The following is a 13,978-nucleotide window of genomic DNA, read 5'->3' as shown; positions in this document are numbered from 1 at the left end:
GGACGGGCACGATGGACCATGAGGTGGAAGCCAGCGCTCAACGCGTTCGCGATCACCTTCGCCGACCGCTGGCCGGCAGCAGAGACCTACTAATGGAAACCGCCGGAAACACCGTTACTGAAACAGTCCCGGAGAGACGGACACTTGTTCGCCTTCGGATACGACAGGCGTGTCTGGCGCCGACGCCGGCGTCCGTCATGTGCCGGCCGTGCTGCCGCCGCGAGGACGCGGCGGCAGCAGGCCGATGAGTTCTGCGGGTCAAGGCCGATTCAGGCGGGGACGACGGACCGGTTGCGGCGAAGGAGCCACATGACTGCCGGGTAGCCGGTCAGGAGTCCCACGACGACTCCGATCTGCATGAGGAACCAAAAGGTGCCTTCGGTGACCGGGGGCATCAGATCGTTGAAGTGCAACAGGAGCATCCAGCCGACCATGCCGACGTCGAACGCCGCGACGGTGATTACGGCACCCACGAACGCAGCTCCAACCGAGATGCGATGGACACGCCCAGCGCGCTGGTCACGACTGGCTGCACGCTCGTAGATCGCCAGCATGACGGTCGCAAGGACCGCGATGACGAGGATCATCGGCCACATCGCCAGACCGGCGACAGTCCAGCCGACCGCAACGACCAGTGGCACCGCGATCAAGTGTGCCACCGCGGATGCCCCTCCACCGGGGAGCACGGCGACCGCCCTCCCGTCGGCTGGCTCAGCCATCCCCAAAGCGACCTTGTTGGTTGCGGGGTGGGCGCGCCCGCGGCGCAGGTAGGCGACGACGGCAAACGGGCCAAGGTAGAGCGCAGAGGTGAGCCACACCAGTTCTGTAGCGACGCTGCGATGACGGCGACGTAGCACATAAATGTCGAGTGCGATGAGGGCGACGCTGAGCAGTGACACAGTGATGTAGGTCCAAGCGACCGGTGTGAGCCAGTCGGGGACGGCGGAACGCATAGACATGTCCATGAGGTTGTGAATCCTTTGTAATCAAAGTGAGTGGTCGACCAGCCAGATCCCTGGGCCGTCGCACGGCGCGGGAGCCGTTCGGGCGGGACTGGTCGGGGCTGTGCCCGGCGCACGCCAGGTCAGCAGGTGCGCACGCCGAGGGGCGCACGCGTCGAGCTCGGCTCAGAGGCAGTCTCTGAGCGACCTGTCACACCCTCAAGACGCACAAGGAGATGGGTGAAAGCACTGTCCATGCTGGTTGGTGACATCGCCATCGACGCAGAACATCACGAGGACGTGCGCGCGCCACCAGTGCCAAGAAGGTGTTGCGTCGAGTGGCCAGGACCAGCGCCAGCAGCGTGAGCAGGCTGAGACCCCCGGCCATCATGCACACCACGCTCACGTCCGCGACGCACACGTTGTCGCACATCGAGCTCATGGCTGACATGACCGGCGCAACCGCTTCGCTGACGACAGCCCCTACCGCGTCGCCTGTCTGGCCGCCTACTGAAGGGCCGAAGGCGACCGCAGGTGCGGGAATGGAGGCTCCGGCCGACACGGTGCCAGCCAGGCCCTCCATGTCGGTCATGTCGATCATGTCGATCATGTCGGTCATGGGAGTCATCGATGCCGCGACCGCGAGACCTATGCACGCCACGGTCAGCGCGCAGGCAGCCGCAACGCATAGAACGCGCCGCGACAAGCGGGCGACAGCGACGGACCTGAGCACGCGGGAACGATATACGAAGAGCCCATGGGCCGCCCCTGCGCTGAGGCCTAGTCAGACGCGGACGCTCTCGAAGGGACCACCAGGCCGTCGGCGCAGTGCCGGGCGGGCTCCGCCCGGCCTTGGATGGAGCCGAGCGCCGTCCCATGCTGTTCTTACCGCGTGAGGCTCGAGGTGATGTTGACAGGCGCGAGGGAACGATTGTTCATCAGCTCCCAACACCGGGTTGGCCCCCGGCGGCCAGGGAGGCCTGGGCCCAGACTCGACTGACCGTTCGCTGTGAGTGAGAGGTGTTCAATCAGTGTGTGCGAAGCGCGTCGAATGTGTTCCAGCAAGGCTATTCTCTGGACGCGACCGCACCGGCGCTGCACACGACAAAAATCCGGGGAGCCTGCTCATGTTCGTACGCAACTTTCGCACTGTTACCGCCGCGCTGGCCGCCCTCGCGTCGGCAGGCCTACTCTCGTCGCCCGCATCCGGACTTGCAGCCCGTGACTCTGACGGGGACGGGATGCCAAACAGGTGGGAGCTGCGTCACGACCTGAACCCGCAGCGTGCCAATGCGCGCCGTGATGCCGATCACGACGGACTCCGCGACCTTGGCGAGTACCGTCATGACACCGACCCTCAGGTCGAGGACTCCGACGGCGACGGCGACGATGACGGGGACGAAATCGCTGACGGCGTGGACAGCACCGATGTGAACGATCCCGACACCGATGGCGACAACACGCCCGACGGTGACGAGGACGCAGATCACGACGGCGTTGCCAACGAGGATGAGGACGACAACGACGAACCCTGCATCGCGGACGATGACGACTCGGACCAGGACGACGTGGCCGACGAAGACGAGAACGAGCAGGGTGGCAGCCTCAAGGACTCCGACAGCGACGACAACGGCACCTCTGACGGCGACGAGGACTCCGACCGCGACGGCATCGACAACTCCGTCGATGCCGATGACGAGGACTCCGACACAGACGACGACGGCATCGACGATGACGACCAGCAGGGCGACGCGCAGGACGACTGCGACGATCGCCTCGACTGAGTAAACGGATCCGGGATCCGTGCGCATCTCCGGGCCAGCGAGACCGCGCTGGTTGGGCTGGGGACTCCCGAGAGGGTGAGACCCGACTGACCGACGAAGCTGTCGATTAGATCGAAGAACGGCCAACGCCGACGGCCAACGGCCAACGGCGAGTAGCAGAACGTCTTCGTATGGCGCTGTCAGCGCGCAGCCCCGGTCGACGTGCGGACGCAGTCTGCATGCGCAACCGCGCGGCGCCTCCGAAGGAGGCTGGATCCGAGCGCGCCTTGTGTCATCGTCTCGCGGCGGGACGGTTCACATGACAGACGACACTTCAGCAATCGACGTTGTCCTGAGCTACATCGAAGCTTCTCAGCGTGCTCGGGCTTCGGGAAGCGTCGAAGACTTCGAAGCCCTCCGCACGTTCTTGGCTTCTGACTACGTCATCAAGGTCCGCCAGCCCGTGGACCGATGAGCCGTGGCAGGTGATGCAACGCGGGACGGACGCCGTGATTGCACGGTTGCAGGCGCCGATCAACAAGGCCACCTCGCTCACCACCGATAACACCAACGTGCAGCAGGCCGGCAACGACGTGTACGTCGAGCAGCTCTCGACGATCGTCGATGACGACGGCACCCACGTCAGCATGGTGTGTCACATCTTCACGGTGGTCGACGGAGTCATTACCGGCTTGCGGGGCTATCGCAACGAGCGCGGCATTCCCGCAGGGGCTGAGCTGTCACTCATCCGCGCAAGGCGCTATGAGTACGGCACAGCGTGAACGCCCATGCCGCAGATAGCGTGAGCGCTGCGGCTCTACCGGATCGGCCGCGAGGTGTGCGCGATGCCGTCGCAATTCGGTCGCCAGCCAGCGAGATGTGACTGTCAAGAACCCTAAGCCGCCACGCACTGAGCAATTTTCCTGACCGGCGACACTCCCCCGTCCGCTGGCGCTGTTGCCGACGATGACTCGCCCACGCCAACCAACATCAGCAGGGTGCACTTCTGCGCACAGTAAACCCACTGGCGGAGCGGGTAAGTATCACCCGCCAGCACGCAATGGGGAGTCTGCAGACCGGCGGGCGTCGAGTCGACCTAACCGCCCATCCCGCATGACACGAGCGCGGCGCGGAGCTGTCACCAGATTGTGCGGTCGGCCCTCCTTCGGTGTGGTGCTCGTCCTCTTTGACTCAAACGGGAGCGGCATTAGACCTGGGGTGTTTACTCAGCTGGTCTTTGCGGTGCTCGAGTTGCTGAAGCCGCTGAGGTTGAGCGGCGCGTCGTAGGCCCGGACCTTGTAGGTGTAGCTGGTGCGCCGCTGCAGCCCGCTGTCGACGTAGGAAGTGCCGGTGGAATCGGCGACCAGTGCGAAGGTGGTCGAGCCGTTCTGGCTGCGCCAGATCTGGTAGCCGGTCACAGCGGTGTCGTCGGTCGAGGGCTTCCAGGTCAGCGTCACCCGGTTCTTGCCGCCGGTCGCGGTCAGGGACAGCGGGGCCGACGGCGCTGTCGTGTCCGCAGGCGGGGTGGTGCCACCGATCCTGGCGGCCACGTCACGACGGATCGTGGGAAGCGTGGCGTAGAACGCGTCGCCGGGACACAGGGTAGCCGCGTAATCGCGGTGCGAGGCGATATTGGCTGTCGTGATCGTGGCCCCGCTGACGGGGTTGACGAACGCCTGGGTGGCCTGCGGGTCGATGCCGTTGCGGCTCGCCTCCCACGCCAGCAGCGACTCCAGGGCCTGGCGGGCGGCCGGGGTTACGTCCGCGTCGGTGTAGGTCCCTAGCATGGCGATGCCAACCGTCCCGGAGTTCCAGCCTTGCGTGTGGGCCCCCGTCACGCCGCGGCCGTCGAGGTCGTCGCCGCTGGGGTTTGCTCCCGCGTAGTCGCGGGAGTAGCGACCCTCGTAGATGTTGCCGAACTTGTCGATCAGGAAGTTGTAGCCGATGTCACCCCAGCCTTGGGTGACCGAGTGGTAGTAGTAGATCGCCCTGATCTGGCTCTCGGCGCCGGCCCGATCGGCGTAGTCGTGGCTGGTGTCGGTGTGATGGACGACCAGCTTCTTGGTCGCGTAGAACGCCGGCGTCCACGTCATGTACTGCGGGTCCGCGCCCCAGGCGGACCGCGGCTCGACAAGGGGCTGCGTGGTGGCGGCCTGAGACGACTCCGCAATCTGGAACCGCACGGTGCGGTGGGTCGTGATCGCGCCGTCCGACAGGCCAAGGACGGTGAGCGAGCCCAGCGGGCGGTCGGTCACGACGCGCACGGCCACCGCCCCGTCGGCGTTGCGGATGGCCCCGTACGTGGTGCCGTCGTGTCGCGCCAAGCCGATTTCGTCCCGGCCGGCCTCCACTGGCTTACCGAAGTGGACCCCGTCGAGCGAGAACGCCAGCGTGACCTGCGCGCGGGGGTTGCCCCGCCAGTACGGCGCAACGAACTCGGCCCGCACCGGCAGCTGGAAGACCCTGGAAGCTGCGACCCCCGCGGTCACCTGCTCGGCACGCATAGGCGCTGTCCGGTCCACGGCCGTGGCAAAGCTCGGGAGCACCACGGACAGAACACTCGACATGCAGCTGATGATGACGAACCCGATGGTACGACGCATCCGCTCATGGTAAAGCAACCGCCCGCCCCTGGTGCCCGCGCTCCTTCCGTTGCCCGCGAGTGTCGGAGTCGGAGACGCCGTCAAGTCGCCAGAGACAGTCCGGTTCCGGGTTGTGAGCCGGCACAACCTCGACCGGGGACTCGACCCCACGATGGCCGCCTTGCCGCAGGCTATCGAGCGGAGCGCAGGCGGCGCCATCGCTACCTGCGGCGTGCCCTACTCACAAATTGCACGCACCACTCGAACGAGGCTTCGACGGGCCCGAAATTGGACCGTTCTCAAGCCACGCATCAAGAACGGAAAAGATGAAGCCAACCGCAATGATTTGACACGCTGACGACACGACCGTTGTTACGGCGATGAATCCGGGGTGGACACTCTCAGACCACGACACGGCAAGGTCAGATTGTCGGGCCTGACTCACGATGCGGGTGTGACGTTCTGGTTCAGGTGGAACACGTTGTGCGGGTCGTATTGAGCCTTCAGCGCGCGGAGCCGGACTAAGCGGTCGCCGTATGCGTCCTGCACGTAGGCACCGTCCGCGTCGGGCTCGTAGTTGGTGTAGCCCCCGCGCGAGTGCGGCTCTAGTGCCGCAGCAGTGTCACGCGCCCAGGACACGCAGCGGTCCTGATCGACCGGGTCAGTCCAGTTGGCTGCGATGAGTACGTCGTACTTTGCGTCGCGGTGCGCGAAGGCTCCGTCACCCTCCGCGATCGCGCCGCCCATGTGCTCCACGATCAGCTCGAGTGCGGGCGGCGCCTGGACGTCGCTGGCCCGATCGACCAGGACGTCGATGACATCGTCGGTGAGGTCATCAAGGAAGCACGAGCGCCAGTAGTGATACTCACCGCGTGGATATCCCTCGTCCACCCGGCTCTGCTGCTCGATGTAGCTCAGCAGACCCAGCCCATCAAGCAGCGGCTCGCCGACCGCAGCCTTGGTGGGATCGAGCAGGCGTGCACCCTCGGCCGGATCGCCCGCGTAACAGGCGGCAATCGCGGCCACCGGCGAGCCGTCCGGACCCGCGGTCATCGCCGCGTAGGTCGTCAGCTCGTCCGGGGCCTTCCTGGTCAGCTCCCGGTACGACTCCAAAACAACGCGCCGGTGCTCAGGTGCGTACGCCACGCCCCCGCCGTACACCATCGGACCGACCGGATGCAGCCGGTACTCGAACGACGTGACGACGCCGAAATTTCCTCCCCCACCCTTCAGGGCCCAGAAGAGATCCGGGTTCTGGTCGGCGCTGGCCGTGACCAGGCAGCCGTTGGCGGTGACCAGATCGACCGAAAGCAGGTTGTCGCACGCGAGCCCGTGCTTGCGCATGAGCCACCCGATCCCGCCGCCGAGCGTCAGCCCGGCGATCCCGGTCGTGCTGACGACCCCGAGTGTTGTCGCGAGACCGTGCTCCTGGGTCGCGCGGTCGAACTCGGCGCCAGTGGCCCCTGACTGGGCCCGCGCGACGCGTGTCTGGGCATCGACGCTCACCGTGCGCATCAGGCCGAGATCGATGAGTACGCCGGCGTCGCAGGTCGAGAAGCCGGCGACGCTGTGCCCGCCTCCCCGCACCGCGACGGGGAGGTCGTGCTCCACCGCGAAGCCCAGCGCTCGCTGCACGTCGGCTACGTCCTCGCAGCGGGCGATCAGCGCCGGCCTCCGGTTGACGGTGCCGTTCCACACCTGCCGCGCCTCGTCGTACCCGGTGTCGGCCGGCGCCAGCACCTGGCCCAACATGACCTCGCGCAGTCCCGAGATCCCCGCCGCGTCGACTCCCTTGGTCTCAGACATGCTCTTCATCACCACTCCACCTCCGGCTCGCTCCTGTGACAACTTCGACGCGCTGCATGCGGTCGAACGGGTAGTTGCTGCGACGACCGACCTCCAGCACGTCGTCTTCTTCGCCGGCCTCGAACAGGGTCAGCACGACCTCGTCGGCTGGGATCCAGGTCGAGCTCAAGATCCGGATCGGGATCCCGTCGCGTGTCATCTCGCCCGCGACGCGACAGAGGTGCTCCTCTGTGGTCACCAGGTCTGCGCGCCTGACGCCGGGCCAGTAACGCTCCATCAGGAACGTCTCCTGCAGGGCAAGCTTCATGTGAACACGGTAGGCGGGCGCCCACGCGCCGTAATCGGGGAACTCCCTCGAAGCTCAGGCTCTCGTGGCGCCAGGGGTCGAGGTCGACTCACGCGGGACCGACATCCTCGCTACGAGCTCCGCCCGGGAGCGGACGCCCAGCTTCCTGTAGGACCGCGAGAGGTTTGCCTCGACCGTCTTCCTGCTCAACGAAAGCGCCGCGCCGATCTCGCCATTGGTACATCCCTGAGCGACCAGCGCCGCGATCCGCCGCTCGACCGGAGTCAGGTCGACCTGGGCGGTTGATCGCACGCCGAGGCGTGCGATCTCCGAGCGCGCCCGCCCGGCCCACAGGGTCGCGCCGCAACCCTCGAACAGAGCGAGGGCCCGCCCGAGCGTCTCGCGGGCGACCGCTCGACGTTTCATCCTGCGCTGAACGATGCCGCGGATCAGGAGCGTCCGGCCGAGCTCGAGGGGCATCGGCAGCCGCTCGTGCGCCGTCAGCGCCCGTTCGAGGCTTGCGTCTGCCCCGTCGAGGTCGTTCCTGGCCGCCTGGACCAGTGCCCGGGACCGGGCACCGGTGGCCACCGTCCAAGCCCTCTGGGTCGCTCGGGCGACCTCGTCCATCCACCCCACAAGGTCCTCGGCCCGCGCCAGCTCACCGAGCGCGACGAGAGCCTCAATCTCGTCAGGGACCATATGGCAGTCGCCGAACTCCCGATTCCAGCGCGGCCGCATCAGATCGGTCGCCTCGCCCAGCAGGGCTCGAGCGGCCTCGTGGTTGCCGAGCGACAGCTCGACAAACCCGAGCACATGCAGGTTCTGCATGCAGAAGACCACGTCCTCCGCGCGCCGCGCTTCCACCAGACCGGCCTCAGCCAAGCTTCGGGCCTCGTCGACATCACCGAGGCACGCCCGCGCCATCGCCTCGGCGTACAGAGGCGCACCCGACTGGTCGAGGTGCTGTCGTAGCTGAAGGCTCTCCCTAGCGTGCCTGATCGCGCCGAGCCACTCTGCGGCCCACACGTCGAGCTCGGCCAGATGGAACAGGTGCGTCGATGCCGCGTACAGATCGCCGGTCTCCATGGTCTCGTCCAGCAGCAACGTGAGGAACTCGCGGGCCTCGTCGTGTCCGTCGTTGTCCATCACGACCTTGGCCAGGTGACTGCGCGGAGAGGATGCCCCGGCCGACCCATCGAGTGCGACCGCGCGCTCGAAGAGATCGCGGCGTACACCTCCACCGCCGCAGAAGGTCCAGTGGGCCAGTTCGGCGATGGCCATGCCCAGCGCCTGGTCGTCGCCGCTGCGCTCCGCAAGCTCGACGCCGAGACCGGCGTGGTGCTCGGCCGCCGGTACGTCGCCGAGGAAGTAGGCGATCGCTCCTTTGGTCCGGTGGATCCGGCTGGCGACGGCCGCATCCGTGCCGGCATCCAGGAGCGCTCGGTCGCACAGGGCGAGGCCGTGGCCAAGCGGGGTAGAGAGCTCTGCCAGCCACCGCAGCGCCCCTGCTCGTCCTGGGCCGGGGGGCGCATCGGCGACGGCACGTTCGAAGAGGGCCCGGGCGCGGGACCGGTCACCGGCGGCCAGCGCGTACACGCCCGCCGCCATCGCGCGCCGGAAAGTCGCGTCGTGCTCGCCCAGGGGAGTGAACTCAAGAGCCCGCTCGGCGAAGGTTGCCGCCACGTCTGTTGCACCCCGCCGGGCCACGCGGGCGGACGCGTCGTCGAGGGCCGCAGCCAGCGCCTCGTCGGGTTCGAGTGAGGAGAGCGAGAGGTGCCGGGCCCGTTCTTCGGGATCCTGGACAACGTCGGCCAGCTCCCGATGCACCATCCGCCGCTGCGCTGCCGTCGCGGCGTCATACACCGTGGCAGCCATCAGTGGATGGGTGAACCTCACAGTCCCGTCGCTGGAGTCGATGACTCCCGCCGTCTCCGCCCGGGCGACGTCATGCTCGACCGGGCGGCCCATCGCCTCCTGTAGTTGCCCCACGCTCGGTCCCGCCATCGCAGCCGTGAGGAGCAAGACCCGCCGGGTGCGCTCGGGCAGATCCTCCAAGCGTCTGGGAAGCAGGTCGCCGAGACGCTCCGGCACGGGAAGGTGCCCGACGTCGGCCACCCCGCCTCGGTCGATCCACGTTCGCGCGAGTTCGAGGCTGAAGAACGGATTGCCCCGCGACGTCTCATGCACCCGCACGAGCGCCGGCCGCGCGAGCGTGACGCCGAGCCGAGCGTGCACGAGCTGGTACGTCGCGCCCAGCGACAGCGGCGAAACCGCGAGCCGAGTCACCGGAACGTGCTCGAGGAGCGCGTCAGCCCGCCAGTCCTTACGCCGCGTGATGATGACCGCGATCGGCTCGGCTTCGAGGCGACGCAGCGCGAACCCGAGTGCCTGCCTGGTCGGCACGTCGAGCCAATGAGGATCATCGATAGCGACTATGGTGGGCGCCGCGCGAGCAAGCAGGCGAAGGACACTGAACAGCGCGACGGCAACGGCACCCTGACCCACAGGTGCCTCCGTCGACCTGCGCATCAGAGCCGCATCGAGCGCCCGTCGTTGCGGCTCCGGCAGATCGGTCGGGTCATCGTCCACCCACGAGCTCAGAAGGTCGATCAGGCCCGCGAAGCCCACCCCGGCCTCGCTCTCCGTAGGCTGGCAGGCGAGTACGCGATACCCACGCTCTTCGGCCGCACGTACGGACTCCCGCCACAGCCAGGATTTGCCGATGCCGACCTCTCCCTCGATGAGCAGAGCGGTCAAACCTCCGCCGGCCCGTTCCAGGAACGCCCCGATCAAAGCGAGCTCCGAATCGCGCCCGACCGTGCTCTGCGCAGAAGACATCACACCGTCGATTGTGGTCGTCTTCGAAGAGGTCCGGCAACCGCTATCGGGATCCGGCCCCTGCCCAGCCGACCTCTACCCGTGCGGACACGAGCTCCATGGTCGCGCTACCGTCCACCGCCGCAGCACCCGGCGCCGCCGCGCAGCCGTCAACTGCGAGCTCGTCCGCTGAAGGCTCATTCACCCTCCAAGGCGACGAAGCTGCCGCCTACCGAGTGCCGGGCGACGTAGAGGAGATCTGGCGGTCCCGATTCGCTGACGGCACGACCCAGACGCGCTACCAGCAGGTTGTCGACGGTGCAGATGTGCTCGACGGACAGGTCACAGTGCTGAAGGACGCTACCGGGATCACCACGGTCATCGGCGCCCACTTCACGGGTCTGCGGCCTGCCAACTCGCTGCAGCTCGCCCCCTCAGACGCACTATAGGTCGCCACGGAACTCCTCGGCGCGCAGGGGAACCGCACCACGTCACTGCACATCAACCCCCGTAGCGGGAACCTGTACTACGAGGTGGAGACGGCGCGGTTAACCACGCGCTGGGTCCTGTGGGTGGATGCAGCGACGGGTGCGGTCTTGAACCGCTTCAATGCCATTGCTGAGGGTGAAGGCACCGGGGTCAAGGGAGACACCAAGACCATCGACACGACCCCGACCGGTGATCGATTCCAGCTGCAGTCGGCTGACGGACGTCAGAAGACCTACGACGCCGGGAACATGAAGGCGTCGCCGGGCACGATGATGACTGACGACAACGACATCTGGGACACCGAGGTTCCGCTTGACCCGAGTCCGAGCCGGCGGCCCGGGGTGGACGCGCACTACTACGCCAACGTGGTCGACGACTTCTACGCCGACACCTACAGCCGCAACAGCATCGACGACGCCGGGATGCCGATCATCTCGACCGTCCACTACGACGCCGGCTACTGCAACGCGTTCTGGAACGGCACCCAGATGACCTACGGCGACGGCGACGGCGTCAACTGGCTGGCCCTGTCCGGTGGGCTCGATGTCGCTGGCCATGAGCTGACCCACGGCGTCACGGAGTTCACCTCCGGCCTGATCTACGAGAACGAGTCGGGAGCGCTCAATAAGTCGTTCAGCGACATGATGGGCAACACTGCCGAGTTCTACGCCGACCAGCGCGCGCTGGACCCCGCCGCCGAGCCGGACTGGCTCATCGGTGAGGACGTCATCCCGGCCGGCGTGTACGGTGGTGCCGAAGCCGGTTTCCGGAACATGGGCGACCCCAAGGCCGTCGGCGACCCGACCACTACTCGGAGCGGTCTACCAGCAGCTCGGACAACGGTGGGGTGCACACCAACAGCGGCATCCCCAACCACGCCTACTGCCTCGCGGTCGTCGGTGGACGCAACGCGGGCTGTGACGTCGGCGGCTCGGGCGGGCACACCGATGTCGCTGACTGCGCGACCACTGTCAATGCGATCGGTCTGGCGCGTGCAGAGCAGATCTTCTACCAGGCAGTCACCAGCCTGACCGAGTACGCCAACTTCTGCGATGCCCGCAACGCAACGCAACCGTCTCGGTGGCCAAGGGCCCGCGAAAGAGCATCAACAACGCATGGGGCGCAGTAGGCGTCCACCAGGGTGGCGAGCCCGCACTGCCGCCGCCGCCGCCGTGCGTCGGCGACGACGACACCGCCCAGATCCCGTTCGAGACCCCCCACCCCTACGGGAACAACGGTGACTGCACCTGGACCCTCGACAACGACTCGTCAGGGGGCGATGTTCTGGTTGAGGCGGAACAGGTTTGTGGGATCGGTCCGCCGTTTGACCTCGACGAGGCGCTGGTACTTCTTCTCGCCGTAGGCATGCTCCACGAAGTCTTGGCTGCTATCGGACTGTTCGTTGACGTAGTTCGAGGTCACGCCCGACGCTTGGCCGAACAGGGCGGCAGTTTCGCGGCCCCATTGCACGGCGGCTCCTCGATCCTCAGGTCCGTCCCAGGACCCTGTCACGACGTAGTAGTAGGGGTTGGACCTACCTGAGTACGCGGCCTCGTCGTCATCGACGTCAGCGACGGCTCCGCCGAGCTGGATCATGTAGACGTCGCACTCGGCGGTTGGTGCTGCGGCGATCTGTCGGGTCATGAGAGAGATGAAGCCATCGTCGAGCCTCGAGACGAAACCGCCCTTGGAGTAGCAGCAGATCCCCCAGGCGACTGACTCGTCAGAGGCGTGTTGCAGCTCCGTGAACGTGCTGGTCGCCGATTCACCACGCTGACCACCCAACCTAGTCATCGGGCCCAGGCGGGTCTCGGCGGTGGCCGTGTCACCGAACCAGACAGATTTCACCCTGAGCTCATCTCGTGACATCAACAATCCGACGGTTTGATCCCTGGGGAGATCGCTCGCGATGCCGGCCAGGTCTCCCAGGACCCGGTCGGCGGCGGACGTGGGGTAGGCGCTCGTGACCACACAGGGGGAGCCCAGCTCGCGCATTCCAAATTCGAACCACGTGACGACTCCGAAGTTGCCACCGCCACCCCGGATGGCCCAGAACAACTCCGGGTCGGACTCCGCGTCGACCTTGCGCCAGGTTGCGTCAGCGGTGACGAGATCCACGGAGAGAAGGTTGTCGATCGTCAACCCGTAGCGACGACTGTTCCACCCCATTCCCCCACCAAGAGTGAGCCCGCCCACTCCGGTGTGCGAGACCACGCCAGCGGGAACGACGGAATTGACCGGGACGGTGGCCGAATCGAGGTCGTGAAGCAAGGCACCACCGGGCACGCGCACGCGAGCCCGGGCCACGTCGACTTGCACCTCATCGAAGCCCGCGAGGTCGAGCACGATGCCATCGTCGCAAGTGGAGAAACCTGCAAGGCTATGTCCGCCTCCGCGCACCGCCAGCGTGAGTCCAGAGTCGCGGGCTGTCGCGACGGTTCGTTGGACATCTTCCACGACGGACGGGCGAACCACCGCCAGCGGGGATCGATCAAACGCACCGTTCCACACCCGGCGAGCGCCGTCGTAGTCGGTGTCGTCCCTGCCGATGACCTGGCACTCGAGGGATGCGCGCAACTCCGCGAGGACTGACTCAGGAGACGTCATCGTCTACCTCCTTGTGCGGCGTGCGCGTCGAACGGAATCATGGGGCCCCCCTGGTGGGACCCTTTGAACTGGTCCACTCAATATGAGGGTTCTGTTGGGTTGTTGCTGGTCCAGGTGGCTGCGTACTCGCCGGGGGTGAGATCTCCCAGCGAGGGGTGCGGCCGGTAGGTGTTGTATTCGATTCTCCAGGCCTCGACGATGACCTGGGCTTCGTGCAGGGTAGCGAATTCCTCGACGTTGAAGAGCTCGTCGCGGGCACGGCTGTTGAAGGACTCCACGAACGGGTTCTCCCACGGGGTGAATCGCCCTGGGTCTGATGGAGACTCCATCAGACCCAGGGCGATTCACTCGCGGGCCTCCGCAGGAGCGCTTGCGGTCGCAGCCTTGCCCCTAATGAGCCGCGCAAGGCGATGTACATCGCGCTGTCCGTGTTCCTATAGACGAACAGAGTGACCTGTGTCCTCAGTCACGCGTTGCGCCGTAGTGCAAACGAGCGACCGGGCATTCTGAGTATTCACGTCAACTTGTCCGCACGTCCCGCGAGCCGAACGCCGATCGGGAGCGGCGCTGGTCATCAGCCGCGCGATCATCCGGACGTCCCGGTACACCCGTCCGGTGGTCGTCGCCGGGACCGGGACGTTCCCCGGAGACCTTCCAGCGACTGAAGACCCCGTGGCGAGGCTTGCT

General features: G+C 66.6%; 11 protein-coding genes and 2 pseudogenes. 5 read left to right on the top strand and 8 right to left on the bottom strand.

Going from position 1 to position 13,978, the window contains the following annotated elements; genetic code table 11:
- Positions 1 to 269: 269 nt before the first annotated feature.
- Together EUA94_RS15535 and EUA94_RS15530 are read right to left on the bottom strand one after the other, a co-directional pair.
- Positions 270 to 965 carry a DUF4396 domain-containing protein gene (locus EUA94_RS15535; RefSeq protein ID WP_129427790.1) on the bottom strand — a complete coding sequence of 232 codons (696 nt, stop codon included), beginning with the start codon at positions 963 to 965 and terminating at the stop codon, positions 270 to 272.
- A 187-nt stretch (positions 966 to 1,152) separates the two neighbouring features.
- Positions 1,153 to 1,560, bottom strand: coding sequence for a hypothetical protein (locus tag EUA94_RS15530; RefSeq protein WP_129427789.1), 408 nt, complete (start codon positions 1,558 to 1,560; stop codon positions 1,153 to 1,155).
- A gap of 508 nt (positions 1,561 to 2,068) precedes the next feature.
- On the opposite strand from EUA94_RS15530, the gene EUA94_RS22190 reads away from it, so the two are divergent.
- A complete protein-coding gene (locus EUA94_RS22190) occupies positions 2,069 to 2,725 on the top strand; it encodes a Midasin (RefSeq protein WP_165356917.1) in 657 nt (218 codons plus the stop codon).
- A gap of 464 nt (positions 2,726 to 3,189) precedes the next feature.
- Complete coding sequence (locus EUA94_RS15520; RefSeq protein ID WP_129427788.1) at positions 3,190 to 3,486, top strand: nuclear transport factor 2-like protein; 297 nt, start codon at positions 3,190 to 3,192, stop codon at positions 3,484 to 3,486.
- Between the two features lie 444 nt (positions 3,487 to 3,930).
- Here the strand turns inward: EUA94_RS15520 and EUA94_RS15515 are convergent, their stop codons facing one another.
- From EUA94_RS15515 to EUA94_RS15500, 4 genes are all read right to left on the bottom strand, one after another.
- Positions 3,931 to 5,307, bottom strand: coding sequence for an N-acetylmuramoyl-L-alanine amidase (locus EUA94_RS15515; protein ID WP_165356916.1), 1,377 nt, complete (start codon positions 5,305 to 5,307; stop codon positions 3,931 to 3,933).
- A gap of 420 nt (positions 5,308 to 5,727) precedes the next feature.
- Complete coding sequence (locus tag EUA94_RS15510) at positions 5,728 to 7,092, bottom strand: FAD-binding oxidoreductase (RefSeq protein ID WP_207210573.1); 1,365 nt, start codon at positions 7,090 to 7,092, stop codon at positions 5,728 to 5,730.
- Positions 7,085 to 7,399 carry a hypothetical protein gene (locus tag EUA94_RS15505; protein WP_129427786.1) on the bottom strand — a complete coding sequence of 105 codons (315 nt, stop codon included), beginning with the start codon at positions 7,397 to 7,399 and terminating at the stop codon, positions 7,085 to 7,087. The genes EUA94_RS15510 and EUA94_RS15505 overlap by 8 nt, the downstream gene beginning before the upstream one ends.
- Positions 7,400 to 7,453: 54 nt before the next feature.
- The gene (locus EUA94_RS15500) at positions 7,454 to 10,216 is read right to left on the bottom strand and encodes an ATP-binding protein (RefSeq protein WP_129427785.1); all 2,763 of its coding nucleotides are present in this window, start codon (positions 10,214 to 10,216) and stop codon (positions 7,454 to 7,456) included.
- A 98-nt stretch (positions 10,217 to 10,314) separates the two neighbouring features.
- Here EUA94_RS15500 and EUA94_RS23150 point away from each other — a divergent pair, with 98 nt between their 5' ends.
- From EUA94_RS23150 to EUA94_RS23145, 3 genes and pseudogenes are all read left to right on the top strand, one after another.
- On the top strand, positions 10,315 to 10,644 hold the full coding sequence (locus EUA94_RS23150) for a hypothetical protein (protein ID WP_129427784.1): 330 nt from the start codon (positions 10,315 to 10,317) through the stop codon (positions 10,642 to 10,644).
- Positions 10,645 to 10,728: 84 nt separating this feature from the next.
- Positions 10,729 to 11,487 (top strand): annotated as a pseudogene (locus EUA94_RS15490) (M4 family metallopeptidase); the annotation flags it as partial.
- Between the two features lie 44 nt (positions 11,488 to 11,531).
- A complete protein-coding gene (locus EUA94_RS23145) occupies positions 11,532 to 11,813 on the top strand; it encodes a M4 family metallopeptidase (protein WP_422879904.1) in 282 nt (93 codons plus the stop codon).
- A 140-nt stretch (positions 11,814 to 11,953) separates the two neighbouring features.
- Here the strand turns inward: EUA94_RS23145 and EUA94_RS15480 are convergent, their stop codons facing one another.
- Positions 11,954 to 13,291 carry an FAD-binding oxidoreductase gene (locus EUA94_RS15480; RefSeq protein ID WP_129427782.1) on the bottom strand — a complete coding sequence of 446 codons (1,338 nt, stop codon included), beginning with the start codon at positions 13,289 to 13,291 and terminating at the stop codon, positions 11,954 to 11,956.
- A gap of 131 nt (positions 13,292 to 13,422) precedes the next feature.
- A pseudogene (locus tag EUA94_RS15475) lies at positions 13,423 to 13,590 on the bottom strand (integrase core domain-containing protein); the annotation flags it as partial.
- Positions 13,591 to 13,978 lie beyond the last annotated feature (388 nt).

It is taken from the genome of Nocardioides zhouii (genome assembly GCF_004137345.1).
Lineage (GTDB): Bacteria > Actinomycetota > Actinomycetes > Propionibacteriales > Nocardioidaceae > Nocardioides > Nocardioides zhouii.
This window is presented reverse-complemented; position numbering and strand designations above follow the sequence as displayed.

Bases quoted from the DNA above. Each gene is read 5' to 3' on its own strand.
- EUA94_RS15535 (WP_129427790.1), bottom strand. From the start codon at position 965: ATGGACATGTCTATGCGTTCCGCCGTCCCCGACTGGCTCACACCGGTC.
- EUA94_RS15530 (WP_129427789.1), bottom strand. From the start codon at position 1,560: ATGACCGACATGATCGACATGATCGACATGACCGACATGGAGGGCCTG.
- EUA94_RS22190 (WP_165356917.1), top strand. From the start codon at position 2,069: ATGTTCGTACGCAACTTTCGCACTGTTACCGCCGCGCTGGCCGCCCTC.
- EUA94_RS15515 (WP_165356916.1), bottom strand. From the start codon at position 5,307: ATGCGTCGTACCATCGGGTTCGTCATCATCAGCTGCATGTCGAGTGTT.
- EUA94_RS15510 (WP_207210573.1), bottom strand. From the start codon at position 7,092: ATGTCTGAGACCAAGGGAGTCGACGCGGCGGGGATCTCGGGACTGCGC.
- EUA94_RS15505 (WP_129427786.1), bottom strand. From the start codon at position 7,399: ATGAAGCTTGCCCTGCAGGAGACGTTCCTGATGGAGCGTTACTGGCCC.
- EUA94_RS15500 (WP_129427785.1), bottom strand. From the start codon at position 10,216: ATGTCTTCTGCGCAGAGCACGGTCGGGCGCGATTCGGAGCTCGCTTTG.
- EUA94_RS23150 (WP_129427784.1), top strand. From the start codon at position 10,315: ATGGTCGCGCTACCGTCCACCGCCGCAGCACCCGGCGCCGCCGCGCAG.
- EUA94_RS15480 (WP_129427782.1), bottom strand. From the start codon at position 13,291: ATGACGTCTCCTGAGTCAGTCCTCGCGGAGTTGCGCGCATCCCTCGAG.